At 47.6% G+C, this 24,519-nt stretch carries 25 protein-coding genes and 1 pseudogene; 12 read left to right on the top strand and 14 right to left on the bottom strand.

The genetic code is table 11. The annotated features are described in order from the left end of the window. Positions 1-80: 80 nt before the first annotated feature. Positions 81-998, bottom strand: a complete 918-nt coding sequence (locus AXX12_RS01005; protein ID WP_066236871.1) for a glycyl-radical enzyme activating protein — start codon at positions 996-998, stop codon at positions 81-83. 255 nt (positions 999-1,253) lie between these two features. Here AXX12_RS01005 and AXX12_RS01000 point away from each other — a divergent pair, with 255 nt between their 5' ends. The 5 genes from AXX12_RS01000 to AXX12_RS00980 all read left to right on the top strand — a co-directional run bounded on the left by AXX12_RS01000 (position 1,254) and on the right by AXX12_RS00980 (position 5,589). After that, positions 1,254-2,642: an MATE family efflux transporter gene (locus AXX12_RS01000; RefSeq protein WP_066236869.1), complete on the top strand. Its 1,389-nt coding sequence runs from the start codon at positions 1,254-1,256 to the stop codon at positions 2,640-2,642. Positions 2,643-2,708: 66 nt separating this feature from the next. Then, positions 2,709-3,596, top strand: coding sequence for a tetratricopeptide repeat protein (locus AXX12_RS00995; RefSeq protein ID WP_066236868.1), 888 nt, complete (start codon positions 2,709-2,711; stop codon positions 3,594-3,596). Next, a complete protein-coding gene (locus tag AXX12_RS00990) occupies positions 3,593-4,540 on the top strand; it encodes a DUF4037 domain-containing protein (protein WP_066236866.1) in 948 nt (315 codons plus the stop codon). Before AXX12_RS00995 ends, AXX12_RS00990 begins: the two co-directional genes overlap by 4 nt. A gap of 15 nt (positions 4,541-4,555) precedes the next feature. Then, positions 4,556-5,185, top strand: a complete 630-nt coding sequence (locus tag AXX12_RS00985; protein ID WP_197470607.1) for a DUF4125 family protein — start codon at positions 4,556-4,558, stop codon at positions 5,183-5,185. 8 nt (positions 5,186-5,193) lie between these two features. Then, on the top strand, positions 5,194-5,589 hold the full coding sequence (locus AXX12_RS00980) for a pyridoxamine 5'-phosphate oxidase family protein (protein ID WP_066236862.1): 396 nt from the start codon (positions 5,194-5,196) through the stop codon (positions 5,587-5,589). Positions 5,590-5,804: 215 nt separating this feature from the next. Here AXX12_RS00980 and AXX12_RS00975 read toward each other — a convergent pair whose 3' ends face one another. From AXX12_RS00975 to AXX12_RS20270, 3 genes and pseudogenes are all read right to left on the bottom strand, one after another. Continuing rightward, positions 5,805-6,476 carry a Crp/Fnr family transcriptional regulator gene (locus AXX12_RS00975; protein ID WP_066236860.1) on the bottom strand — a complete coding sequence of 224 codons (672 nt, stop codon included), beginning with the start codon at positions 6,474-6,476 and terminating at the stop codon, positions 5,805-5,807. Positions 6,477-6,803: 327 nt separating this feature from the next. Then, positions 6,804-7,265 (bottom strand): HD domain-containing protein, encoded by a 462-nt coding sequence (locus tag AXX12_RS00970; protein ID WP_066236858.1) that lies wholly within the window; start codon positions 7,263-7,265, stop codon positions 6,804-6,806. 141 nt (positions 7,266-7,406) lie between these two features. Further along, positions 7,407-7,733: pseudogene (locus AXX12_RS20270) on the bottom strand (methyl-accepting chemotaxis protein); the annotation flags it as partial. A 765-nt stretch (positions 7,734-8,498) separates the two neighbouring features. Here AXX12_RS20270 and AXX12_RS00960 point away from each other — a divergent pair. Then, positions 8,499-8,951, top strand: coding sequence for a hypothetical protein (locus AXX12_RS00960; protein ID WP_066236854.1), 453 nt, complete (start codon positions 8,499-8,501; stop codon positions 8,949-8,951). Positions 8,952-8,962: 11 nt separating this feature from the next. Here AXX12_RS00960 and AXX12_RS19935 read toward each other — a convergent pair whose 3' ends face one another. The 5 genes from AXX12_RS19935 to AXX12_RS00935 all read right to left on the bottom strand — a co-directional run bounded on the left by AXX12_RS19935 (position 8,963) and on the right by AXX12_RS00935 (position 13,762). Beyond that, positions 8,963-9,814 (bottom strand): methyl-accepting chemotaxis protein, encoded by an 852-nt coding sequence (locus AXX12_RS19935; RefSeq protein ID WP_066236852.1) that lies wholly within the window; start codon positions 9,812-9,814, stop codon positions 8,963-8,965. A gap of 230 nt (positions 9,815-10,044) precedes the next feature. Continuing rightward, the gene (locus tag AXX12_RS00950) at positions 10,045-10,800 is read right to left on the bottom strand and encodes a tRNA threonylcarbamoyladenosine dehydratase (RefSeq protein WP_066236851.1); all 756 of its coding nucleotides are present in this window, start codon (positions 10,798-10,800) and stop codon (positions 10,045-10,047) included. 181 nt (positions 10,801-10,981) lie between these two features. Next, entirely contained in the window at positions 10,982-11,893 is a 912-nt protein-coding gene (locus tag AXX12_RS00945; RefSeq protein ID WP_197470606.1) for a DNA-methyltransferase, read from the bottom strand. A 209-nt stretch (positions 11,894-12,102) separates the two neighbouring features. Further along, entirely contained in the window at positions 12,103-13,515 is a 1,413-nt protein-coding gene (locus AXX12_RS00940; protein WP_066236847.1) for an ArnT family glycosyltransferase, read from the bottom strand. A 61-nt stretch (positions 13,516-13,576) separates the two neighbouring features. Further along, entirely contained in the window at positions 13,577-13,762 is a 186-nt protein-coding gene (locus tag AXX12_RS00935) for a hypothetical protein (RefSeq protein ID WP_066236845.1), read from the bottom strand. Between the two features lie 205 nt (positions 13,763-13,967). On the opposite strand from AXX12_RS00935, the gene gap reads away from it, so the two are divergent. The 3 genes from gap (at position 13,968) to AXX12_RS00920 (ending at position 16,661) form a co-directional block, all read left to right on the top strand. After that, complete coding sequence (gene gap, locus AXX12_RS00930) at positions 13,968-15,014, top strand: type I glyceraldehyde-3-phosphate dehydrogenase (protein WP_066236843.1); 1,047 nt, start codon at positions 13,968-13,970, stop codon at positions 15,012-15,014. A gap of 189 nt (positions 15,015-15,203) precedes the next feature. Then, positions 15,204-15,407: a hypothetical protein gene (locus AXX12_RS00925; protein ID WP_066236841.1), complete on the top strand. Its 204-nt coding sequence runs from the start codon at positions 15,204-15,206 to the stop codon at positions 15,405-15,407. Between the two features lie 174 nt (positions 15,408-15,581). Continuing rightward, positions 15,582-16,661: a type II asparaginase gene (locus AXX12_RS00920; protein ID WP_066236839.1), complete on the top strand. Its 1,080-nt coding sequence runs from the start codon at positions 15,582-15,584 to the stop codon at positions 16,659-16,661. An 88-nt stretch (positions 16,662-16,749) separates the two neighbouring features. Here AXX12_RS00920 and AXX12_RS00915 read toward each other — a convergent pair whose 3' ends face one another. Further along, a complete protein-coding gene (locus tag AXX12_RS00915; protein ID WP_066236837.1) occupies positions 16,750-17,451 on the bottom strand; it encodes a L,D-transpeptidase family protein in 702 nt (233 codons plus the stop codon). Between the two features lie 203 nt (positions 17,452-17,654). Here AXX12_RS00915 and AXX12_RS00910 point away from each other — a divergent pair, with 203 nt between their 5' ends. Next, positions 17,655-18,290 carry a glucosaminidase domain-containing protein gene (locus AXX12_RS00910; RefSeq protein WP_066236835.1) on the top strand — a complete coding sequence of 212 codons (636 nt, stop codon included), beginning with the start codon at positions 17,655-17,657 and terminating at the stop codon, positions 18,288-18,290. Positions 18,291-18,656: 366 nt separating this feature from the next. On the opposite strand, the gene AXX12_RS00905 is transcribed toward AXX12_RS00910, so the two are convergent. From AXX12_RS00905 to AXX12_RS00895, 3 genes are all read right to left on the bottom strand, one after another. Then, the gene (locus AXX12_RS00905) at positions 18,657-19,394 is read right to left on the bottom strand and encodes a SagB/ThcOx family dehydrogenase (RefSeq protein WP_066236833.1); all 738 of its coding nucleotides are present in this window, start codon (positions 19,392-19,394) and stop codon (positions 18,657-18,659) included. Positions 19,395-19,497: 103 nt separating this feature from the next. After that, on the bottom strand, positions 19,498-20,610 hold the full coding sequence (locus tag AXX12_RS00900; protein WP_066236830.1) for an alanine racemase: 1,113 nt from the start codon (positions 20,608-20,610) through the stop codon (positions 19,498-19,500). Between the two features lie 39 nt (positions 20,611-20,649). Beyond that, complete coding sequence (locus AXX12_RS00895) at positions 20,650-21,294, bottom strand: helix-turn-helix transcriptional regulator (RefSeq protein ID WP_066236827.1); 645 nt, start codon at positions 21,292-21,294, stop codon at positions 20,650-20,652. 140 nt (positions 21,295-21,434) lie between these two features. On the opposite strand from AXX12_RS00895, the gene AXX12_RS00890 reads away from it, so the two are divergent. Further along, the gene (locus tag AXX12_RS00890) at positions 21,435-21,851 is read left to right on the top strand and encodes a RidA family protein (protein ID WP_066236826.1); all 417 of its coding nucleotides are present in this window, start codon (positions 21,435-21,437) and stop codon (positions 21,849-21,851) included. Positions 21,852-21,955: 104 nt separating this feature from the next. Then, positions 21,956-23,062, top strand: a complete 1,107-nt coding sequence (locus AXX12_RS00885; protein ID WP_066236825.1) for a threonine synthase — start codon at positions 21,956-21,958, stop codon at positions 23,060-23,062. Positions 23,063-23,238: 176 nt separating this feature from the next. Here AXX12_RS00885 and dpaL read toward each other — a convergent pair whose 3' ends face one another. Then, a complete protein-coding gene (gene dpaL, locus AXX12_RS00880; RefSeq protein WP_066237273.1) occupies positions 23,239-24,468 on the bottom strand; it encodes a diaminopropionate ammonia-lyase in 1,230 nt (409 codons plus the stop codon). Positions 24,469-24,519: the final 51 nt, after the last annotated feature.

Here is a 24,519-nt window from a genome sequence, read left to right as displayed (position 1 = left end):
CCCTTCCTGTGTTCTTGTCCTCTACACCACCCTTTACTGACCCTTGCCTAAACTGAACACGCCAATCCACCCTGGAATATTCAGATTGACGCGATAATCTCTTTGAGTTTCTTGACATACTCATCGGGCTGGCGCTGGTAGCTGGGACGCATATCCCCGTCACCTAGACGCAAATATTTGTCTTCTCCCAGGTTGTTATAAGCAAGCAGTTCCAGATGATCGGCAGGATTAAGCCCCAATTCATCTCGTATGAACCGCGCAGTTGCCTCGATATCTTCTGAGCTGTCATTAAAACCCGGGATAAGAGGTGTTCTGAAATGAATCCGCTTGTTCTCCTTGACTAGGTTCTTTGCATTTTCCAGGATACGCTTGTTGGATACCCCTGTACCCTCTTTATGTCTTTTGTCATCCATGCATTTGAGGTCATACAATATATAATCGGCGTGGTCTGTAATCATCTTGACGGTTTCCCAGGGGAATGCTCCTGAAATCTCAACGCAGGTATGAATTAAATTCTTATGGGCGGCCTTCAAAAGCTCTGCAGTAAATTCCGGCTGTGCTTCACAGTCCCCGCCCGATACGGTTATGCCACCGCCCGAATTTTGATATAAATTGTAGTCGCTAACGACCTTATCCATTATCTCATTAACGGTCATAGCTTTGCCTTCGATTTTGCGTGTCCCCGCCAGACAGACACCTGGTTTAGTGCAAGCGCCGCAGGCGTTACAAAGTTTGCGGTCGACTGCCAGTCGACCATCGACAATACTGTTGGCCCGATTGGGACACACTTGGATACACCGGCCGCATAATGTACATTGATCCTTTCGGAACATGAGGATCGGCTGCATGCTCTGGGATTCGGGATTCTGGCACCAGAAGCAGCGCAAGGGGCATGCCTTCAGAAATACCGTGGTGCGTACGCCAGGCCCATCATGGGTAGAATAGCGCTGGATATTGTAAACCTGCCCGACCAGGCCGCCGTTCTCTGCAAAGTCCATTACAATCGCCTCCTATTAGTTGGTTAGTTAGATGGTTGGTTAGTAGAGAACCCTTCGGTTGTTTAAATGTCATTGTAAAGAAAACTCACTTTGATTTTTACTGCAAATTGCAGGAATATTTAATTTTTTTCGAGATTTTTTTAGAGCTCTCTGCAAATTGCAGTTAAGGAATATTTTCAGAAAATTTAAAATGAGATTGTATAAGCGGCCATGGCGGTCAAGCTTACATTTAGAACGAACTAGGAGGTAGCATTTTTGACACAGCCAGCCATCGCAGAAAATATTCTCGGTACTGAAAATATCAATAAACTCATTTTCAAATTTGCCACGCCGACTATCCTCTCTATGCTCACTGTCTCACTCTATAATCTGGTCGATCAGATTTTCATCGGTCATGCTGTGGGTTATCTGGGAAACGCCGCGATTAATGTGGCATTCCCCATCCATAGCATCGTCATGGGGTTTGCCTTGTGGATCGGCGACGGTACCGCAACCTATATCGCCATGAATCTCGGCGCAGGCCGCAGGGAAGAGGCCGGCAAAGCGGTATCCCAAAGCGTGATCCTGCTCGCTATCATCTCAGTCATGACCGTAGCATTCGGCTACATATTCATGGAGCCGATCCTCTACCTATCCGGTTGCACCGCTGTCATGCTGCCCTATGCCACGGAATATACCAAATACATCTTATTAGGTATGCCATTCCTCATTTTCGCTTGCGGCATGAATCCCAGCATCCGCGCGGACGGTAATCCCCGCTATGCAATGCTTGCCATGATGGCAGGCTGCCTGCTTAACTTCATCCTTGAGCCGATTTTCATCTTTGGCTTGAATATGGGGCTGGCGGGATCTGCCATCGGTACTGTGATCAGCCAACTATTCTCAGCAATACTCGTGCTCGCCTACTTCCCGAAGCTCAAGACGTTCAAGTTCGAACGAAAAAATATCCGCTTGCATGGCAAGCTGCCGATGGCGGTGATGAAACTCGGCCTTTCATCGCTAACTCTTAACTGCTGCCAGATCGTCAATGTGCTGATCATCAATAATTTGCTGGTTTTCTACGGCGCGATGAGTACTTTGGGCGCAGAGGCTGTATTCGCTGCCATGGGTGCCGCGCAAAAAGTCGCCTTTATTTCGACCAATGTAACCAGCGGAATCGGTATCGGCTCGCAACCGATCATTGCTTTCAACCGCGGCGCACTCAATTTTGACCGCGTGCGCGAGTGTTATTCTGCGGCGCTCAAGCTGGCTGTCGCATTTACCGCTGTCGTACTGGTATTGACACGCATTTTCCCCACAGAGATCATGCTCATCTTCGGCGATAACAATCCTGGATTCATGACATTCGGGATTGCTGTGCTGGAAATATGGATGCTAACCATCATGCTGGCTGCTTTTCAGGATGTTTCAACAAGCTTTTTCCAATCCATCGGCCGCCCTTTCCTGGCAATGACCATCCCCCTTGCCCGTCGCATTCTGCTGATCCTGCCGATGTCCTACTTTTTCCCTAAATATTGGGGGGTTATCTCCATCCTTTGGGCCGGCCCGATAGCAGATGTTGTTGTTTTTGCCATTATCCTCGCCCTGCTGCGCAAATCATTTCGTGAAATGCGCGATGGAAGCTTTAGCAAAGAGAATCTGTAGGGGCGACCGAGGACGGTCGCCCCTACGTAAGGTGTTGACATTGATATAAGAGAGGAGAAGCAAATTATGCAATTTGACGATTTCTATTCCGGTTTAGACAGCCTGTTTGCTCAAAAGGATCTCTCCGCAGCGGAGTGGTATCTTGCCCGTCATCTGGAAGCAGCTAAAAACTGCGGGGATACCTCTTATCAACTGGCTGTACTCAATGAACAAGCAGGATATTATCGAAACTTAAGCCAGTTTTCCCAGGCCTTTACAGCCTGCGAACAGGCCATGGCCATCATATCCGCGCCGGATTTTACAGACAACATTGCCGCCGCTACGACGATGCTAAACGCCGCCACCGCCTTACATGTCGGCGGCCGCAGCAGCGAAGCGCTGGAAATGTACGGCGAGGTAGAGAAAATATACTCCGCCACACTTGATGACACTGACCCTCGCCGAGCCGCTCTGTATAATAATATGGCCCAGGTTTGGGCGGCCAGCGGCGATAAAAAGACTGCTTTCGTCTATTTGCATAAATCACTGGCGATATTGAAAACCTCTCAGGAGCATTGTGCTGAATTGGCTACCACTCATTCCAATATCGCCTTGCTCTATATGTCTTTAGGCAACAATGAAGCCGCCGCCACCCATTTGCAGGCAGCTCTATCGGGATTCGAGGCGCTTGGCTATGATGATCCGCACTACCCGGCCGCGTTGGCAGCCATGGCTCAACTGCTGTATCTACAAGAGAACTATGCTGGTGCAGTAGAGCAGTACCGTCTGGCGCTGAACAAAATCGAGACGGTATTCGGGCAAAACGCCGATTATGCCCGTACCTGCCGAAACTGCGCCCACGCATGCTCGATGGCGGGAATGTGGGTGGAGGCCGGAGAATTAATCCAGAAGGCGCAAGCCGTCGAAAGCAAACTGAACGCTGTAAACTCGCCTGCACAGGAAAGCGGCCAATGAAAGGGCTGGAACTTTCCCGGCTCTATTACGAGGAATGTGGCAGGCCAATGCTGGAGCAGTATTTCCCGCACTATGCAGGGCATATTGCTGTCGGCCTGGTGGGCATGGGCTCAGAATGTTTGGGCTTTGATGACGAAATATCACAGGATCATGACTGGGGCTCGGGCTTCTGCCTGTGGTTGAACCGGCAGGTCTATGAAACGATTGGCAATGATCTGCAAATGGAGCTTTCCAGGCTGCCTAAGGCTTTCGCCGGTTTCAACGCAAGGCAGGAAAGTCATTGGGGCGGCGGGCGAACCGGCGTATTTGAGATTGGGCAGTTTTACCGGCAGTTCATCGGTTTTGACCATGTCCCTGCTGATTGGCGGGAATGGCGTGTGATTCCGGAAGCGAATCTGGCCATATCAACCAACGGCGAAATATTCACTGATCCGGCCGGTGAGTTCACCGCTTTCCGAGAAAGCTTACAGCAGTTTTATCCGGAGGATATCAGGCTGAAAAAGATCGCCTGCCGCTGTATGATCATGGCTCAGTCAGGCCAATACAATTTCATGCGTTGTATCAGGCGGAGCGAGCTGGTAGCAGCGCAATACGCCGAAGCCGAATTTATCAACACAGCCATTTCCATGGTGTTTTTATTGAATAAGCAATACAAACCTTTTTATAAATGGATGCATCGAGCCTTGCGAACACTGCCGGTGCTGGGGAGCGCCATCTACGATTTGTGCTCTGATTTAGCAACTGCCCACACAGTGGAACCCGTCCGGAAAATATATGAGCGAAAAGCCGGCCTGATGGAAGCGATATGCCAGCATATCATCAAAGAACTCAGGTGCCAGGGATTAACTGACTCGGGCAGTGATTTTTTGCTGGATCACGGACCGCTGGTTCAACGTAGAATCCAAAACTCTGTCATAAGGGGCATGAACGTTTGGACAGAATGAAAGGAGGTGATGATTGTGAAAGAGGAATTAATCGCTAACATTGTGGCTATGGAATGGACGATGTTTCAAAAGGTAGCCAATATTGGCGGCAGGGCTGCTTGTCAGGATGATCGCGGGACGTTTAGCATCATGCGATCCAGCCAGGCAATGGCTTGGTCGGAACCGGCTTTGGCCAGCTATCTGGAGGATCTGACAGAGGCGGAAGCGACGGGCAGAAACCTGTTAACAGAAAAATATGCCCGGATGATGGAGTTTACCGCGCCATTGGAATATGCCCAGATCCAGCATCATCTACCGCCCCTGGAGCAGGAAACGCATGTTTTGATCGATCAGATTGCAGAAATCAGCCTAGCGTGGACCAAGGAAATCAGCACTAAATTTCCCTATATCAGCAAGCGGGGAAGACCGGCGTCTGCCGCAGGCGATACTCCCTATACAACATCAATCGAAACATATCTAAGGGGAGAGCTTGCCACCTATTCCCCACGGACGCTTGCGCTGTACTATCAGAACGTCCTGGAGCAAAAAGCCGCGAACATCAATGGAGCTGAAATAACCCTTGCCGCCACGATGCAGCAATATGGTTTCACTTCATTGGCAGAAGCCAATGAAGTGGTGAGACTTAAAACACAGCGAAAGGAATGAGCTTGACGATGAAAGAGGTTCTCGACTTTTTAACGGCAAACAAGGTATTCTATCTGGCAACAACCGGCGGCGATCAACCACATGTCCGACCGATGGGGTTCGTCATGGAGCATGACGGAAAGCTTACTTTTTGCACTTCCAATCAAAAAGAGATGTATAAGCAGCTCGTCGCCAACCCTAATGTGGAACTCTGTTGCGTCGATGCCAACTTCAACACCCTTCGCATCTGCGGCAAGGCAGTATTCTGCACGACGGAGAAAACCCAATGCAAGGCTCTGGCGATAATGCCTGCTCTCGGCAGGATGTACGCCGTGGGCGATGGAAAATTTGAGATATTCTATCTCGCAAATGCCCAGGCAGTATGCCAAACAATGTCGGGTGAAAAGAAGGTATGGGCGGTTTAACTCCACAGTAAAACAACGGTCTGCATCTCTGCAGACCGTCAGATTGTTGAGAAACCTTATTCCCAGGCCGTTGATAAACCTGAAATCCAGGCCGTCGAGAAAGGACGAGATGCTAGGCAGACCTGCGACCCCAGCAGCGACGCGTACATAAGGTACGCTAGCAATGGGGGCGCGGGGATAACAACGCAGATTGGCCTTTATCGACGGCCTGATCATCAAATACGATTCTTCATAAACTTTATGACATTAGCTGCGATAGCCTGTAAGCCGGCTAGATCAAGGATGTATATGCCTTTTTTGTCATGGGAAATCATCTGCCCATTTCTAAACTTTTTCATAAGATAATAGTACTGCCGCTCGCTGATGTTCGTTTTTAAGCAAATAGTCGTGTCCTTATCACCAATAAATCCCGCTTCATTCGCTAGATCCAGCAGATAATAGGCCAGTAGCTCTTCATAAGTGAAAAGCGTTCGCGCCATTGATATTTTATACATTTCATAAATTCGACTTGATGTCTTACAATAAAAGAACAGGAGAAATCGCTCGTTATTCAGAAGTTCATTTTTTATTTCAGTAAGCTTTAGCAGTGTGCATGACGTGTTTGTTTTGATTTCGCAGTAAAAATTTTGCTTGCGCATCTGGGAAAATTTCCCGACAAACTCGCCCGGCCCCAGCGCATCAACCAGGAAGCTACGGCCATTATACGCTTGTGACAAGACCTCTACTTTTCCTTCTAAAATATAGTATAGATCAATATTTTCTTGAGCCATTGCAGGAATAAAAACAGTATTTTTATTAATTTTTGCCACAGGGATTCGGCTACGCTGTTCAGGCGATAAGAAGTCATAAATGCTTTTTCCCATAAGTTCCGACGTCATGTCATTCATAACCGCTCACCCCACACTACATACTTTATATTCCCCCGGCTGCAAGCGATACGCTTTTCGCATTCTATGTATATGTTAAGTACTTCTACTTCTGCTCTTATTCTAGCCGCCCCGGAGGAGAAGAACTATTGGCCGCAGGGAGTATGTTCGGATGAAAATTCCATCCGACTACATCTTAAGGCTGAGTAACTGCTTAGAAATTATTCAATTAGGATGTAAAGGTCTAATCCTTTACGCCAATAAAAAAAGACCGTTGTTACGGTCTTGAGTTTAGGGCGGTCGCCCCTGCTTAAACTGTTTCGCCAGTCGCTGCATGAATTGTTCGTCCTACAAAACCTGCTCCAGCGCTGCCGTGACCTTGGCACTCGCCGCTCCCTGCGCACAATCCTGCCGCAACTGTTCCAGGCAGAGCCGCTTGTCAAGCAGGCAGGTAAACAGGTTAACGAAGCGATCCACTGTAGTCAGTATTTCCAACTCAATCGTCGCCCAGGACCCAGGGTCATGATGCCTGAGTATCAGCTCAGACAGCCGGTTTCCCAGCTTCAAGCCGGCCACTATCTGACAGCCGGTCTGGACATGGCTGGGCGAAGTGTCAAGGATTTTGCCGATATCGTGCAAGACAGCCGCCCAAAGCAATCGTTCATGCTGCTCATCTGAAAGCAGCAGCAACCGGGCCACTTTATCGCAATAGTCTTTGACCTGACAAGCATCCAGGGGCTTAGCCGCTCTTAACTCCCACTTATAGAAGATAGGAGCCCCTAAAGGGAGCCTTCGGCTTAACGAAATCATAGATTTCGAGCCTCAGTCTCTTAGAGCGGGTTAGCCATCGGATAAAAAAGAATGCCAAAAGGGGCTGTGTCGAAACTACATTTCGGCACAGCCCCTTCACAATACAATTTAGTTTTCACAGTTTGCCAGCGGGAACTTATTTTAGTCAGTCAGCTGGAACAGAGTTTTAGCAGATTCAGACAAATCCCCTGCGAGTGTCGCTAACGTCTGACTGGCTTTCGCCATTTCCTGAATAGCGGCGGTCTGCTCGTTGACATTGCCATCAATATTGTCAATTTTCGCTGACAAATCACTTAGAGACAGATGAATTTTACCAAGCGAATCTGAGATCCGTTTGACAGAATCTGCGCTGGCTACAGCCAGCTTGCGAACCTCTTCAGCAACCACGCCAAAGCCCCGGCCTACTTCACCGACTCTAGCTGCTTCGATAGCGGCATTGAGCCCAAGCAGATTCGTCTGACTGGCAACATTGCGGATAAATGTCACGATCTCGTCTGTCTGACGTGCGGTCGCCAATAGTCCCTTGCCCAATTCACCCAATTCGCTGCTGGTATCAGCCAGATTCAAAGCCCGGCTGGCTAATTCCTCCATGCCTGCAGTCAGTTCTTCCGATGCAGACGCCAACTCACTGGATACGCTGTTGATGGTTTCAAACGAAGTAACATTCTGTGTGGTTGTGACGCAGCCAACTACCCGACCGCCTTCTTTAAAGGGCAGCGCACAGGCTACATAAGGGACGCCATAGGCAGACTGCTCGCGACTAATATATCGCACCACCTGACGACCAGTCTCAATCGCCTGTTTGGTCGCACCGCTACGGACAGGTTCGCCGACCCGGGTTCCAAGGTTGAGGTCCGAAGCAGGAATATAAAGAATATAATTCCCGTCACGGGCAACCGTCATTCCGATATCGCCTGCCACCACATCATTCATATAGGGCGCCACTTTACAGAACATTTCCAATAATTCATATCCACTTGTCTCTGCCACGAACAATCACCCTCATCCCCATAATATAAGCTAATCGAATCCTTTTACATTTCATTGTACAAGACCGGAATCGCCTCGTATACAGGACTTTTGTCCCGGTCATGATCTAATGGTTGCGCTCTCCCTTAGCAAAAAGTCTCTTACCCGAACAAGCAAAGAAGTTTTAAAAATAACAGCACAAAATACGATTGTCCTGAATAGTATGATAGCGATAAGAGAGGGATTTTTGCGGAGGCGAGAAAGATGTTTGTTTATTATGTCTCCACAACTATATTCTCTTTTATCCGCTTTCTTGGCCCTGTATACCGATTGCTCGTATGGCTAAGCGTCCGCCAATTGCAAAGAGAGCTTTCTCAGCGGATAGGCGAATCGCTTAGTTTATCTATTGCCTACAAGACATATTGGCCAGAAGTTATCCTCATCGCCGAAAGACATCCGACTAGAGATTGGAAGCCACAATTTCGTTTCTGTATTCGCCGCGACATGCGAGGTGTGGTCCTTGATTCACTAAAATTCCCCGGAGAACTGCGCGGTCGAGGACTGGGACGGTTTTGCGTCAGGTGGCTCAAGAAATTCTGTCGTTGGTTCGGGTTTGCTTTCATCGTGCTTGGTTCATACCCGGAAGCGGAAGGATTCTGGAAGAAAATGAAGTTCACAATGCTGGAGTACCCTGAGTGGAGTACATACTGGAAATGACCCCAACAAATTCAATCAGTCAACTGGTACATCGTCTTCGCAGATTCAGACAGATTACCTGCCAGCATAGCGAGCGATTGACTGGCTTTCGCCATTTCTTGAACCGCTGCAGTCTGTTCGTTAACATTGCTGTCAATATTCTCAATTTTCTTGGACAACTCGTCTAGGGATTGATGGATTTTGCCTAGAGAATCAGAGATTCGCTTGACCGAGTCTGCACTTGCCACAGCAAGTTTGCGCACTTCTTCGGCAACAACGCCAAACCCCCGCCCCATTTCACCAACCCTGGCTGCCTCGATGGCGGCGTTGAGTCCGAGCAAATTGGTTTGACCCGCCACATTTCGAATAAAGGTAACAATTTCATCTGTCTGTCGGGCAGTCGCCAACAGCCCTTGGCCTAATTTGCCGAGTTCATGACTGGTGTCAGACAGGTTCAAAGCACGACTGGCGAGTTCTTGCATACCTGCTGTTAGTTCTTCAGACGCAGACGCCAATTCACTAGAAACGTTATTGACGGTTTCGATCCCTGTTATACTTTGCGTGGTTGTCACACAACCCACCACTTTGCCGGCAACATCTTGGATCGGCAAAGCACAAGCGACATAAGCCACGCCATAGGCTGACTGATCGCGGGTAATATACCGAACCACCTGTTTGCCAGTCTCTATAGCTCGTTTCGTAGCTCCGCCACGGACCGGATCTCCGGGCCGGTTCCCAAGATTGAGGTCTGAAGCTGGAATATAGCTATCGTACCGTCCATCACGGATAATCGATATTCCAACATCGCCTGCTATCACATCATTCATATAAGGCGCGACTTTACAAAAAACGTCCAACAATTCATAACCAATCGTCTCTGCCACGTAAATTCACCCTCATTTCTCTAATATGTATAATTCCGACTAATCACTCTGACTTTATTGTACAAGGCCAGAAGTGCATCGTATACAGGATTTTTGTCCTAGCCGCCATCAAACGCTTGCGCTCACCCTAACTGCCAGAAACTCCTGCCAGTGGCAGTGACGCATATTTAATCCGGACTGGAAAGGTGCAGGTTATTACAAGAAATACTGGCAGGACAAACGCCCTGTTCTTACCGTTGAATTCCCGCCAGATCCTTAACCACCTCACCAGCCAAGATCAGGCCAGCCACAGAAGGCACAAACGAAATACTGCCGGGGACCTGACGCCGCATGGCGCAGGTGCGAGCTGAGCCAGGGGGACAAATGCAATCCTGACCACACGCGCCTTCAGTAGACGGAGTTAGCGGTTTTTCCTGTGAGTATACAACCTTTAGCGAGAGTATGCCAAGCTTTCTCAGCTCGCGTCTGACCACCCGTGCTAGTGGACAACCGGTTGTTTTGGCAATGTCGGTCACAATAAACGCTGTAGGGTCAAGCTTATTGCCAGCGCCCATGCAACTGATGACTGGGATATTCCGCTGTTTGGCGCGGACAATCAGATCAATCTTCGCAGTTACGGTATCCACGGCATCGACAATATAATCGTAGTCACCAGACAAGAGTTCTTCAGCTGTATCCGGCAAGTAGAACTTCTGGTGAAGGGTTACCTCTGCTCTCGGATTAATCTCTAAAATTCGTTCACGCATAACCTCTACCTTGGGCCGGCCAACCGTTCTGGTTGTAGCCGGCAGTTGCCGGTTAAGGTTAGTTAGACATATGCAATCATCATCCACCAAGGTAAATCTGCCTATTCCACAGCGAGCCAGGCCCTCTACAGTAAATGATCCGACTCCGCCAACGCCAAATATAGCGACATGACTAGCAGCCAATTTAGCCAAGGCTGGAGCGCCGATCAATAGTTCAGTACGAGAAAATGCATGTAGCATTAAAATCACCTTCTGTTACGTATTTTTCTTCCTTCTTAGAGGCTGTTACAAAACGCCCATCTGCGACGCGCACGGATGCGCTAGTGTCGAACGCGCCAAGGATGGCTGGCGTTCGACCGTTGCACCCGCAAGGGGTATGCCGCCAACACTACGGCGCTATAGCGCTAACAGTCTTTCTTTTCTATGGTTGCGTGTTTTTTGAAACACGCTTTAAAGCCTGCTGGCTAAGACTATTTCTTTCCCAAAATACTCCGTCGGTATACCCCTGAATACTATTGTCTAGGGTAGTATGATCCAGGCGCTTCTCAGCCAATAAACAATAGTCTTCATTGCTATCAATCCCAAGATAACGCCGACCGAGTTTCTTTGCAGTCACCGTCGTCGTACCGCTGCCCAAAAATGGATCAAATACGAAATCCCCCTCGTTGCTAGAGGCTAAGATTAATTTCGCCAATAGCTTTTCACTTTTTTGGGTGGGATGATCAGTATTCTCCGGCATTGACCAGAACGGTATCGTAATGTCTGTCCACAAATTCGACGGCGCAGTGTCACGGAAATTGCCATCTTCTGTTTCCAGCCAATCTTTGGGTGAGCCATCATTCTGGCGATAAGGCGCAAGCACCCGGCGGCGAAGTCTAACTGCATCAGCATGGAACGTATAGTCAGCTTTATTTACAGTGCAGAACCAAATGTCTTCACTACAGTTTTTCCAGTTTGCGCGTGCGCCGCGCCCCTTTTCTCGTTCCCAGGTTATCCGGTTTTGAACATGAAAATGGCGTGAAGCCACCTCATAAATTGACGTTGATGTTAACCAATCACCACAAATGTAGACAGATGCGGTCGAGTGAAGCGTTGGCTTCAATGCTGTGATCACCATATCCAGCCACTGCGTGTACTCTGGAACCGAAACCTGCTTAACGGTTAGTCCAGTAAAACGTTTCGTCAGATTGTACGGAGGATCAAGAATCAACAAATCGACAAACGCTAACGGTAATTTCTCAATAACCTGGAAGCAATCGCCGTGAATCGTTCCAACAGGTGGTGTTTCCAGTTTACTCTGTCGCGGCAATTCAATCAGATGCTTCCGCAACATGGTCCGCTCCGTATCAGTGAGGATCAGTGTCCGATTTCGGCCTGCTCGGATTTTATCTTCACTTTTATTCATGTTTTGTCAGTACGGCGTGTATGATACAAATCAAACCCGTCTCCTCGTTTCCTTCCTTCTAGCCTCTTCGCATTTTCGCCTAAATTCCCCATAATCCCTGCAAATCTGCGAAAAATACATCACAAAAAAAGAGGTGATCATTTAGTTTCGCCCAAGCCTTTATAATTGCTGCAACGAAATACATTAAACCGCTTCGTCCCAAAGCGATTTTCATAGACCAAGGTTCGAAAGTGCTCGACCCGTGAGAAGGCTGAGAACACCGCCGCTGTGGGTTCGTCCTCACCAATCCAAATAGCATTCCTGCCTATTAAATCGCTCAGACGATCGTGCCAAAATGTGTATTGGTTAAGCGGCGCAGTTTCCAGAATATAAACCTCTGGCCGACCGGGAAGATAGTATGCGACTGCCGAGGCATTCTCATAGTTGTCGCTCAAAACGAATTCATCACTGCGGCGGAGATCTGCCGCAGAAAACAGATGATCATAGCCAAGAAACTTGTTCTTCATGACCAATTCGCTTGGCATAAAAGGAACCAACTCCGGCCCCTTAAAGAAAATCACTGCCAGCAGAGTAAACACTCCCGCCCAGCGGATGAGTCTGGCTCTCCCTGTCTGAAGCAGCCAGTGCGCTAACAGGACTGAGCCGCTGACCATAGCCGGCATGGCCCAATTTAACTCAGATTTCTTATATAAAGAATTATAGCCGAAAAACAATAGAGTAAAAATAAATGGCCAAACAAGAATAGCCAAGCGCGGCTCACGAAAACTTTTCAGCCGTTCCTTTGCCAAAAAGAACAATAGACTTAAAAAGAAAAATGGATTGGAGACTGCCGCTTGTCCGGTAAAAAATTCGACAATCGACGCTGGCTTCAATATTTTTTCTTCAGCAACCCCATGGTTAAACTGGTACTGGAAGGATGCCCAGTCATGGCTGGCATTCCAGGCAATAACCGGCGAAAAGACAACTACTCCGAAAAGGATGGCCAGCAATAATTCTTGCTTGACCAATAACCTGCGAAAGCGAGGCGTGAATAGCAAGAACAATAGCAATGAAGCAGGTAAAAGCACACCTGTGTATTTTGATAACAAGGTGCAGCCAATGCTGACACCGGCAAGCGCCAATAAACCAGGACGTTCTTCGAACAGACTGCGACAAACCAGGTATAAGCTTAAAGCCCAGAAAAAGCAGAGAAACGGGTCAGGCGTGACAGCTAGGTAACCTACCTGGGTCATCGGCACAAGCAAGTAAATAACCAGGGCGATTTCACCTGTCTTGCGGGTAAAGAGAATACAGCCCGTCCGGTAGATCAGCCAAGCAGCACCAGACATCGCGGCAACTGCCGCCAGACGAATGAGGACCTCGCTGTCGCCAAATACAGTCATCAGGCGAATGGCGTAAGCCACCATTGGCGGGTGATCATAGTAGGACAAAGCAAGGTTTTTTGACCACACCCAATAGTACGCTTCATCGGGATGCAGCGGCAGAGTAGCATTATAAGCTACGTTAAATAGGACGATAAGTAAGAAGAATAGCTTTATCCCTAGGCGCATTGACACCTCCAAAAAATTCGCGGTCAAGGCATGTCATTTTTTCCATCTGTATATTATACCATCATTTGCGGTCATAACTCTCAGGTTTTGACGCCGAACTCTGATTTTTTCGCATTTGTTTCTTCATGGTCTCTGGAAAACTGTCCGGGTCAAATGCCGCTTCATGGCAATGACCGGTTCCGTCTTCTTTTTGATTGATACTCGGCAGTAACCGATCACTCACAGCCTTAAGAATATTTTTCAGCATAACTAACCCCTCCATTCATCCTCAAGTCTTATTACCTCTATTATATGTCGCTTCTGATTTTATCGGAAGGTATATTTATCCAATCCATTAATTGTTTACTTACTATTCGGATTATGATATCATAAATACGTAATGCAACACATATGTGTTATACTAATTTGGTGGACTTATCAGAAAAATGTTGCAATGGGTTTGGAGGAGAATCATGAGTACTCGAATTGCTATCAATGGCTTTGGCCGCATCGGACGTATGTGCATGCGTGCCTCATTGGAAAGGTCAGATATTGAAGTCGTCGCGATTAATGGCACGACTGATGCCACAGCGCTGGCACACTTATTGAAGTATGATTCAGTACACGGAAAACTGCCGTTCCGTGTCGAGGCTGAAGGTAATGCACTAAGTATCAACGGACATACCATTCCTGTGTTGTCAGAGCGTAATCCGGCCAATTTACCTTGGGGTAGGCTTGGCGCCGACATTGTCATTGAAGCGACCGGCAAATTTAATTCCAGCGAAGAAGCAAAAGCACATCTTGACAGTGGAGCGAAAAAAGTCATTTTAACCGCCCCTGCTAAAGATGATGGTCGAACGATCGTTGTGGGCGTAAACGAGGACGCTTACCAGCCTGACGTGGATCATATTGTTTCAAACGCTTCCTGCACAACTAATTGTCTAGCGCCTATAGTCAAGGTTATTCACGAACGGTTTGGCATCGTCAGCGGACTGATGTCGACCGTTCATGCGTTTACAACCGATCAGCGCAGTTTAGACAATTCACATAAAGATCCGCGTCGCGGCCGATCCTGCACACAATCCATTGTACCAACCGCTACTGGTGCAGCCAAAGCAATCGGGTTGGTAATTCCTGATCTGAAAGGAAAACTCAACGGCATCGCCATTCGTGTTCCGGTGCCAAATGTCTCACTAGCCGATTTAGTCATCGAATTATCGCAAGATGTTACTACTGAATCAATCAATCAGGCGCTGCAAACCGCGGCACAGGGTAAATTAGAAGGTGTCCTTGAGTATTGTGAAGAGCCGTTGGTTTCTGTCGATTTTCTTAATAATAGCCATTCAGCAATTGTCGACGCACTTTCCACCATGGTCATGGGAAAACGGACCGTAAAAATCCTTGCCTGGTATGACAATGAATGGGGTTACTCCTGCCGGGTTATCGACCTTGCCAAACTCATGGGTGAACAGTTGGCTCTATCCGGCAAGTCACGCCAAATGAATAGAGTGGCAGTTTAGCGCGTCCATTGAGCATAGTACGTCAACCACGGAGTATCCAGATTAAATGGAGGGTACAAGAGAAGATTGGTTTTAATATCTTCTCTCTGTGTACTCTACGAGCCCTCTGTTTCCTCCGGGGAAAACGTAGCCTCATCTTTGAATCTATTCTTTCCGGCAATCGGCAAAAATGGTTAAGGAGGCTTCGGTATGTACGGTCGAGAATGTACACATTGCGCGGGTTCAGGAAAACGTTTGGTTGATTGTCCTTACTGTCGTGAAACAGATGCTTTTGAACACGACAATCTCACTCCTGGCGAATGTATCGCCTGCCACAACGCCGGGTGCGTCGACATTGCCTGTCCGTTTTGCCACGGCTCTGGTTATTTCCATGAAGCCGCGAAGGCGATGTAAGAAAATCACGAAAAAGCTTCCGTCTAGAAAAGAGACGGAAGCTTTTTTTGTTTCGATCCCTTTGTTAAATTCCATATATTGCCAATTTGCTTTCTCTCGTCTATAATCAAAATATGGATCCCAAAATACGGATCCCAAAATACGGATCCCAAAATATGGTAAGGAGGAAGACAGATGACGCGTAAACCTCTTCTCGTGTTGACCATGGTTTTTTTATTCGTGTTTAGCTTACAGGTCGCTTGCTTTGCCGAAAGTCCGGCCAATCTCCCCCACATCAAAATCCTTGCTACAGGCGGAACCATAGCCGGTTCCGGAGCTACCAGTTCCACAACAATCGGCTATACTGCCGCCGTCGCTCCAGTTGACGCGCTGATAAGCAATGTTCCCGAGCTTAAGAAAGTCGCTAATGTGAGCGGCGAACAAATTTCCCAGATCGCCAGCGAAAACATGACCAATGAGGTTTGGCTTAAACTGGCAAAGCGAGTCAACCAACTGTTAGCCCAGAATGATGTCGACGGCATCGTCATCACCCATGGCACAGATACACTGGAAGAAACCGCTTATTTTCTCAACCTTGTTGTGAAAAGCGAAAAACCTGTGGTCTTAGTCGGATCCATGCGTCCGCCGACAGCAATGAGTGCAGACGGTATGCTGAACCTCTATCGTGCTACGATATTAGCGGGCAGTAAAGACGCTATCGGCAAAGGCGTAATGGTAATGCTCAACGATACCATTCACTCTGGCCGTGACGTAACAAAAACGATTACTGACCGGGTGGATACGTTTAAGGCTCCGGAAATTGGCCCACTCGGCTTCTTCACCGGCGACAAACCTGTATTCTATAGGGCGGCGCTCCGCAAACATACTACCGCAACTGAATTCGATGTCATGAGCCTATCCGATCTACCGCGGGTTGATATTGTCTATCACTATGCCAATAATACCGGCACTGCGATTGAAGCAATCGCTCAAGCTGGCGCGAAAGGTATTGTGCATGCCGGCACCGGAAACGGCAGCATCGGCAAAGCTGAATATCCCGCTGTTGAAGCAGCCCAAAAGCAAGACATTGTAATTGTCCGCAGCGCTCGCGTTGGCAATGGTATTGTCGCCCGCAATGGCGAAGCCAATGATGACAAGTATAACTTTGTGGCTGGCGATAATCTTAATCCGCAAAAAGCCCGCATCCTGCTAATGCTGGCTTTAACTAAGACAGCTGATCCCAAACTGATTCAAGAAATGTTCTGGAAATACTAAGCGACCAATACGAAACAGGGGCTGTCAAGCAAGTAATTGCTTGACAGCCCCTGTTTTGCGAAGGCTTACCTGTCAAAATTCCGCAACACTATAGCCCCAAAAGATCGAGTGTTTTCCGGTCAACGACTCCGGTAGGCTTGAGGCCTTTATCATGTTGAAACCGCTTTACTGCCACATCAGTATCACTATTAAAGAAGCCGTCAGCCCTCCCTTCTAAATAACCGAGCGTTCTTAGCTTCACCTGCAATTGCACTACGTCCGGCCCCATAGACTGCATCTTTAAGATATGCCGTATCGGGTTAATCTGGCCTTCGATTCGCACCGGCGTTCCTATGGGAACCCATTGAAACAGTTCTTCGACATCTTTGTTACGCATACGAATGCACCCGTGGCTGGCAAAATGCCCGATGCTCCAAGGCTGGTTGGTTCCATGAATTCCATAGCCACCCCAGGGAACGTTCAGCGCAAGATACCGTGTGCCAAATACGCCATCGCGATAGGATTTCCAGGCCACAACCCACTCGCCAATTGGCGAAGGAGTGTCACCTTTTCCCACTGCAACGCGATACTGCTTATAAATCTTTCCGTCATTATGCAGTTCTAGCAGACGAGCCGGAATTTTAATGACAATGGACACTTTACCCTTTGGCGCTTCCATGGGCTGATTAGGAATAGCGGCTAGTTCCAGTTCGTCCCAGTAGTCTAGCCCCACACTCGCGATAACCAAACTGATCAGAAGAACGCCCAGTACTGAGAAGAATAAGGAGTTTCGAATCAATAAAGGCCTCATGTTTAACCACTCCCGCACAAGAAGACTCGGGATAATATATGCGAGACGTGGCTCTATTCAGCACAAGCAATCGACACTCGCAAAAAGTAGGGATCAAGTTTCTTACATCCTCTTGCCTAATCAGCCAATTTGCTTGACAATAGAAGCTAAGAATATTCTAGTCAGCAAAATACAGAATTGAAGATAAAATTAGGGAGGTAAGGATGAGCGTTTTCAAACGAGTCGCTATTGCGGCAGGGTTATTCTCGGTTTTAGTACTACAAATTTCAACAGTTATGCCATATCCGACACCACCGGCCGCCAAGAATCTTATCAGAACAGAGCGTTTTTTTGATCTGACCATCCTGGGAAGACCTATGGCAACAAAGGAACAATGTATAAGTTATCTGCTGCGGCGCAACCCTTTACCCTTGATCTCGGTTAGTCCAAGCCAATTGGTAGACCTTTATTATCAGGAGGCCCTTTTAGAGGGAATCCGTCCTGATTTAGCGTTCGCTCAGGCACTGCATGAAACTGGCAATTTTGCCTACGGGGGCGATGTGGTTCCATTACAGAATAATTATTGCGGTTTGGGAACCACTGGCGGCGGCGTGAAAGGCGCTTGGTTTCCCACAGCCCAAATTGGCGTACGAGCACAAATTCAACATCTATTGGCATATAGCACCAAGCGCTCGCCGTTATTGCCGATAGTCGATCCCCGTTATGAATTGGTGAAGAAAACTAGTAATTTCGGCCAATCGCTAACTTGGACTGATTTAAATGGCAAATGGGCCGTCCCTGGCCGAACCTATGGTCAGAAAGTCCAGACAATCCACGAGGCCATTCTAACTGGCAAGTAAGCTCACTTAATGCCCAGCTAGTCACATGATTAGCTGCAGACCGTTGATAAACGCCCATCTGCGTTGCACCCGTAAAGGGTATGCCGCCAACTCCATTGAATAGGACGTTCAGGTGCCGGAAGGCCATGGACGGCCGAAACCGGCAAAAGGCGCTGAAGCGCCAAGAGTTGCGCAATCAGCCCCTAAAATCCAGCAGCGCCGCGTACCTACGAACGTACGCGGCGCTGCTGGATTTTAGGGGCTGCCTAGTGATGCTATTAAACCTAGGTGAGTCAAGTCGCTTACATTCTCATAGGCAACAACATCTGAACATTTCTAAACGGTCTGGGGATGAGGTTTTTCCACAATCTACTTGCTAATCACAGATTAGTAGGCTTGCTTTTTTCCGACAGTTGCCATATAAATTGCAAACGCATTTTCCCCATCAATACCAAGGAAAGCGTTCATCTGGTCGTCATCATAGGCAGCGATGGCACAGACACCGGCATCAATGCTTTCAGCGGCAAGATAGAGGTTTTGACAAACATGACCCGCATCGAGGTGCAGATAACGATAGCCACGATCACCATAGCGCCAAGCCATGCGATAAGGAACGGCTACCCAGATGAAAAGGGCGGCCGCGGTTTTGACAAACGGCTGACCATGACAAAGCTCAGTTGCTTTTGCCGCAATATCGCCGCTCGCAGCAGGAGTTATCAGCGCTAACTGGTGCTTGCTAGCAATATATCGATATAAACCTGACTGGAGGCCGGCAACATTGTTAACGACCAGCCACGTTTCCAACGCATGACGACTGCCAGCAGAAGGCACGTTACGGGCTGTGCGGTTAGAGTATACTTGTTTGACTCCCTGGGTACACCACAACAAGTGGGACAACTCTGCAAGCGACAACGGGAGATTGTTATACTGGCGGACGCTTTGGCGGCGCTGGATAGCGGTGGTTAATTCAACAGGATTTAGCGGCGCATCCTGCGGTAAGTCAATAGTGACAGCTTCCTGATCCCACTCTAGCTCCAGCGGCGGTTGTGGGACTCCTGACAGTTGGTCAGACTTTTCCAGGTATGGATACTTGGTTTTTTCGATAAATTCTTTACCGTTTTTCAAATCGAACACCTCATTTTGCAATCATTTTTTCTACATTATAGCGCAGTAAACGAAAACAAGGATATGGCAAAGCTTCCGATGTCTCAGCTATACGGGAAAAGAGTCACTGCGATTTCCCCCTACACAAAACTGGCATTTCTTTAATGATTTCCCCAGACGAAACTAGATAAGCCTTATCAAACAAATTACAGGCCGGGCAGATGTGGTTAGGGATAACTTCTACCTTATCACCAACATTGACTCTGTTTCTAAACTCTTTATCGATGATTATTCCGTGTTCATCAAAAACGCCACTCAATCGGACATTTGCCGAGTTTTTTACCAGTCCGTAGCCGTAAGTAGCGCAAATGCCGCCACTGCGGTTCTGCGAAGTCAGGGATTTTGCGCCAGCATCTAAGACAACCCGTTCTTCTGTTGGTTTACTAATAACCGTTGTCAATATAGTGGCGGCACATTTCGAGAATTCCTGCAGAGCAGTGCCTTGCCCCACATCCATGAAGATATATGTTCCCGGCCTGATCTCGGTTATGCCGTCACTGATCGCTGCGTTCATTAACGACGGAGTGGAGCCGATACTAACAGTATCGATTGCTACGCCTAATGATCGAATGATATTGGCAGCTCTGATGGTTCTCTGTTGACTCTCTATCGCTAATTTTAAACAATCTTCAATATCTTTTGCTTTGTAGCAATGTCCTTCGTGAGAAAAAATACCCTTTAGCAAGACTTTCTGTTTCGATTTTATATAATTGACCAGATTAATCAACTGTTCGTCAGTGATTACGCCAGAGCGGTTTTCTCCCACTTCCAGTTCAATCAGAACTTCAAGCCCGGATTCTTCCGACTGAAAAACCTCCTCAATCTGATCGATCTGGTATTCATTATCGACGCCAACACGTATGTTTATCTTTTGATGGAGCGCTTTGATTCGCTCCAACTTGGATTTTCCCACTATTTCATTGGCTATAAAAATGTTCTTCAAGCCATGTTCTGCCATGACTTCAGCTTCGCCGACTTTAGCGACAGTGATACCAAATGCGCCTAATTGCGTCTGTAATTGCGCCAGTTCCGGCATACGATGGGTTTTGATATGTGGTCGTAGGTTTACCTGATACTGATCTGCTTTTGCTTGCATGAAGCGAAGATTGTTTTGCATGATATCATTGTCGATTAACAGCGCCAGGGACTCAATGCCTTGATAGAGAGATTTTAACATATCGGACACCCTCCTCCTAATTTAACGTATCGCAACAGATCACTTTCCTTTGGCTTCATCAATATAGCTATATACTGTCACCTTCGATATTCCCATTTTAATAGCAACTTTATCGATTGCGCCCTTAATCAGAAAAACCCCTTTCTGTTCCATAAATCGGATCATGTCTATCTTTTCTTCACGCTTCAATTCAGCGATGTCTTTATTACCAATAATCTTTTCGATCAGATCATCGACTATTTCTGTAATATGTTCTATTTCATTCTGACTCGCTTCAGGAACGCCTACGTGATTATTGGGCGAATAGCCAGGAAGCATAGCTGTGAGCCAGTGAATGTTACTGGTTATTTGCGTGGTATCTAGGTTCACGCACAAAGCGCCAACTACTTTTTTCGCGACATCGCGTAAAAGAACAGTAGACGATTTAATGAGTCTTCCATCCTCTGTATGAAAGTAATAATTGGCAGAACAATCATTGGAAAAATTCTGTGACAACAATACTTGGGTTACGAGGTGATCAAAGCTCTGTCCAACTTGTCTGCCTGTCACATGGTTATTTAGCGTATACACTACAGAATTTTGGGGCACTTCCAGGTCATGAATCACCACTTCACAATCGTTGCCAAAGGTTTTAGCAATCAACTGGGCAATGGGTATATATTGTTCAATAACTTTATTTAGCATCACTACGCGCCTCCCTTTTGTATAAATATTTATATACATTCTGCCTAATACTGTAGACATATACTAATTTATCTTGATTTTATATAAATTTTTATATAAAATCAAGATAAATTGATAGAAAAGTTGAGGTGATTCCACTCATGCAACTAATTAGCATTGACGGAGCTAAACAACCGGCTGGGCATTATTCACCAGCAACGAAAGCAGGTAACCTGATCTGCATTTCCGGGCAAGTGCCGACCAATCCATATACTGGCGAGAAGTGTACTGGCGGAATTAAAGAACAGACGCAGCAAGTGCTAAAAAATATCGAAACTGTGCTGCTAGCTGCTGGTGCAAGCAAAAATGATGTCATAAAGACAACGGTTTATGTTTCAGACATATCGTTGTGGGACGAAGTAAACGCCGTGTATGCCGAGTACTTTGGCAGTCATAAGCCAGCAAGAGCAATTGTGCCAACCAAGGATTTGCATTATGGCTTTTTAGTCGAGATTGAAGCAATGGCCTATAAAGTAGACTTAGCTTTAGGTGGGGTTTTAACCCCATCTGAAGGTTAGTCGCCCTTATCCAGGGACTTAGCCGCTCTTAACCCCCACTTGTAGTGGGAGTCTTAGAGCGGGTTAGTCATCGGACAAAAAAGACTGAAAGGAGAAACGCAACAATGAACTATATTTGTACTGAGTGCAAAGAAAGATTTGCGTTAGAAAGCAATCGCTGGAAGTGCAGTTGCGGTGGATTGCTACATTTGGAATATGAGAAAAAGCAGTTAGATTTTCAGGCCACCGCCATATCGAGAAGCCACTCACTTTGGAAATATATCGATGCTCTGCCGTTTGATCAAGAGGACTGTTGGCAGGAAGTTACTTTAGGCGAAGGTGATACCCCACTGATTGCTGTCAGTAAAAACTTGTACGCGAAAGCAGACTATTATATGCCAACCCTCTCCTTTAAGGATCGTGGCGCGGTAGCGCTGATTGCGATGGCTAAGAAATTAGGCGTAAAACGTGTAGTTGCCGACAGCAGCGGCAATGCAGGAACGGCGATTGCCGCTTATTCTGCCAGAGCGGGCATTGCCTGTGACGTATTTGTACCTGCATCAACCTCTGATAAGAAAATCAAACAAATTGAAGCCCACGGCGCGACCATTCACAAAATTCCCGGTACGCGTGAGGACACTGCCAAAGCCGCAATTGACATGGTGGAAAGCACCAACCTGTTTTATGCCAGTCACATCTATAACCCCCTATTCTGGGAGGGTACCAAGACCTATTTTTACGAGGTCTTTGAACAATTTGACGGGGTAATGCCGGAAGCATTTATTATCCCTGTTGGCAATGGCACCCTGTTATTAGGCGCCTATATCGCGTTTCAAGAGCTGCTTTCTTGGGGCTTGATTGATAGGATGCCGAAAATTCTGGCAGTGCAGGCGGACAACTGTGCTCCCATTTTAAAAGCCTTACATCAGGGTAAAGATACGGTAGATCCGGTTGAAAATACAGGAACCTTGGCTGAGGGCATCGCGATTGCCGCACCGGCCAGAGGCGCAGAAATTCTAGACGCAGTGCGAAAAACTGGCGGCGATATCATCGGCGTAGCAGAGGAAGAAATTAGCCTAGCAAGACAAGTAATGGCCGCCCAGGGCATCTATGTAGAGATTACCTCAGCAGCCAATTATGCCGGCTATTTAAATTATGTAAAAAAATATCCGGCACTTAAAGAGCAGATCGTGGTCTTCCCGCTCTGCGGCGCCGGAATTAAAAGCAACTAGGTACGTTTAGCACTAACGCCACTAGCGACACTAGCCCTACAATGTGGACAATACATTCTAAAACCGTACCCCGCATAGTGACGCTCGTGCCGTTTTGGCGCTCGTGCTATCGTTCTCCGTCCCCCGTAGCTCCGTTGCGCCTTGTGCTGTTCGTGCTAAACGCGCCCCGCATCAGGCTATTTCACATATGGGTATGCCCCGTTCCAGACGATGTCTTTGTAGGTGATGGGATCAGTATCTCCTTCTGTGCTGATGATAAGAATTCGCGCAGTCTGATTGAGCTTGAGTTTTTCGGTTATTGGCTTGAGATCATCACGTTCAGCCAGCAGACTGACAAGACCCAGCCCGACCGCGCCAGATTCGCCAGAAATGACACGCGGATCGCTGCCTTGTGGATTAGCCAGAAGCCGCATGCCGCGCGCTGCTACATAATCCGGACAGACGGCGTACCATTCGGCATAATCTCGCAATATTCCCCAGGAAATACTATTTGGTTCTCCACAGGCCAAGCCGGCCATGATAGTATTTAGATCACCAGTCACCGCGTGCGGCTCACCATCATCAGCGACAATCGACTTGTAAAGGCAGGCCGCTTTATCAGGTTCGACAATAACCGTGGCAGGACGTTCTTCACCAAACTTGTCCGCAAGATAGCCGAGAATACTGCCAGCAAACGAGCCGACGCCGACCTGCAAAAATATGTGGGTCGGCTTTTCATCACCAGCTTCAACAATTTGCTCCAGCGCTTCACGGATGATAGTCGCATAGCCCTGCATAATCCAAGTCGGTATTTTTTCATAGCCAGGCCAAGCTGTATCCTGAACGACCACCCAGCCATTTTCCTGGGCATGCCGGTTGGCCAGACGAACCGTATCATCGTAGTTCAGATCGGTAATCGCCGCGACGGCGCCTTCGGCTCTGATGTTCGCCAATCGAGTAATCGCCGACCCCTTCGGCATATAGACAACTGCCTTTTGACCAAGCTGATTAGCCGCCCAGGCCACACCGCGGCCATGGTTGCCGTCAGTCGCTGTGACAAACGTAACTTCGCCGATTTCGGCTTTGACTGCTGACGATTTTAGCATTTCAAATGTCAGTTGATTCATCGGCAGACCGAGCTTTTCGCTCAAATATTTGCCGATAGCAAAGGAACCACCCAACACTTTGAATGCATTGAGGCCAAAACGATGCGATTCATCCTTGACCCATATTTTTCCGACATTGAACTCCTTTGCTAACCGGTCAAGCGATTGCAGCGGTGTCACAACATACTGTGAAAAGCTCTGATGAAAGGCAACGACTTCGTTTATGGTCTGTTCAGAAAGAAAAGCTGTCGTCACCTTCTCCGCCAGCGGCTTATTGACCTGCTCGTTATATCTCCATAGAATGTCATTGTTATTACTCATCTTACAAAGCACTCCCTGCCTTTTATATTCCTGTTGCAAGGAAGGATTTCG

The organism is Anaerosporomusa subterranea (assembly GCF_001611555.1).
GTDB lineage: Bacteria > Bacillota > Negativicutes > Sporomusales > Acetonemataceae > Anaerosporomusa > Anaerosporomusa subterranea.
Note: the sequence above shows the minus strand (reverse complement) of the source record. Positions and strands in the feature narration are given on the sequence as shown.

What these genes read in the sequence shown, in the direction of transcription:
- AXX12_RS00970 (WP_066236858.1), bottom strand. Translation starts at nt 7,265, where the DNA reads ATGATTTCGTTAAGCCGAAGGCTCCCTTTAGGGGCTCCTATCTTCTAT.
- AXX12_RS00960 (WP_066236854.1), top strand. Translation starts at nt 8,499, where the DNA reads ATGTTTGTTTATTATGTCTCCACAACTATATTCTCTTTTATCCGCTTT.
- AXX12_RS00940 (WP_066236847.1), bottom strand. Translation starts at nt 13,515, where the DNA reads ATGCGCCTAGGGATAAAGCTATTCTTCTTACTTATCGTCCTATTTAAC.
- gap (WP_066236843.1), top strand. Translation starts at nt 13,968, where the DNA reads ATGAGTACTCGAATTGCTATCAATGGCTTTGGCCGCATCGGACGTATG.
- AXX12_RS00910 (WP_066236835.1), top strand. Translation starts at nt 17,655, where the DNA reads ATGAGCGTTTTCAAACGAGTCGCTATTGCGGCAGGGTTATTCTCGGTT.
- AXX12_RS00975 (WP_066236860.1), bottom strand. Translation starts at nt 6,476, where the DNA reads ATGAATGACATGACGTCGGAACTTATGGGAAAAAGCATTTATGACTTC.
- AXX12_RS00990 (WP_066236866.1), top strand. Translation starts at nt 3,593, where the DNA reads ATGAAAGGGCTGGAACTTTCCCGGCTCTATTACGAGGAATGTGGCAGG.
- AXX12_RS00945 (WP_197470606.1), bottom strand. Translation starts at nt 11,893, where the DNA reads ATGTTGCGGAAGCATCTGATTGAATTGCCGCGACAGAGTAAACTGGAA.
- dpaL (WP_066237273.1), bottom strand. Translation starts at nt 24,468, where the DNA reads ATGAGTAATAACAATGACATTCTATGGAGATATAACGAGCAGGTCAAT.
- AXX12_RS00950 (WP_066236851.1), bottom strand. Translation starts at nt 10,800, where the DNA reads ATGCTACATGCATTTTCTCGTACTGAACTATTGATCGGCGCTCCAGCC.
- AXX12_RS01005 (WP_066236871.1), bottom strand. Translation starts at nt 998, where the DNA reads ATGGACTTTGCAGAGAACGGCGGCCTGGTCGGGCAGGTTTACAATATC.
- AXX12_RS00895 (WP_066236827.1), bottom strand. Translation starts at nt 21,294, where the DNA reads ATGCTAAATAAAGTTATTGAACAATATATACCCATTGCCCAGTTGATT.
- AXX12_RS00920 (WP_066236839.1), top strand. Translation starts at nt 15,582, where the DNA reads ATGACGCGTAAACCTCTTCTCGTGTTGACCATGGTTTTTTTATTCGTG.
- AXX12_RS00890 (WP_066236826.1), top strand. Translation starts at nt 21,435, where the DNA reads ATGCAACTAATTAGCATTGACGGAGCTAAACAACCGGCTGGGCATTAT.
- AXX12_RS00995 (WP_066236868.1), top strand. Translation starts at nt 2,709, where the DNA reads ATGCAATTTGACGATTTCTATTCCGGTTTAGACAGCCTGTTTGCTCAA.
- AXX12_RS00925 (WP_066236841.1), top strand. Translation starts at nt 15,204, where the DNA reads ATGTACGGTCGAGAATGTACACATTGCGCGGGTTCAGGAAAACGTTTG.
- AXX12_RS00885 (WP_066236825.1), top strand. Translation starts at nt 21,956, where the DNA reads ATGAACTATATTTGTACTGAGTGCAAAGAAAGATTTGCGTTAGAAAGC.
- AXX12_RS00980 (WP_066236862.1), top strand. Translation starts at nt 5,194, where the DNA reads ATGAAAGAGGTTCTCGACTTTTTAACGGCAAACAAGGTATTCTATCTG.
- AXX12_RS00900 (WP_066236830.1), bottom strand. Translation starts at nt 20,610, where the DNA reads ATGTTAAAATCTCTCTATCAAGGCATTGAGTCCCTGGCGCTGTTAATC.
- AXX12_RS00915 (WP_066236837.1), bottom strand. Translation starts at nt 17,451, where the DNA reads ATGAGGCCTTTATTGATTCGAAACTCCTTATTCTTCTCAGTACTGGGC.
- AXX12_RS00935 (WP_066236845.1), bottom strand. Translation starts at nt 13,762, where the DNA reads ATGCTGAAAAATATTCTTAAGGCTGTGAGTGATCGGTTACTGCCGAGT.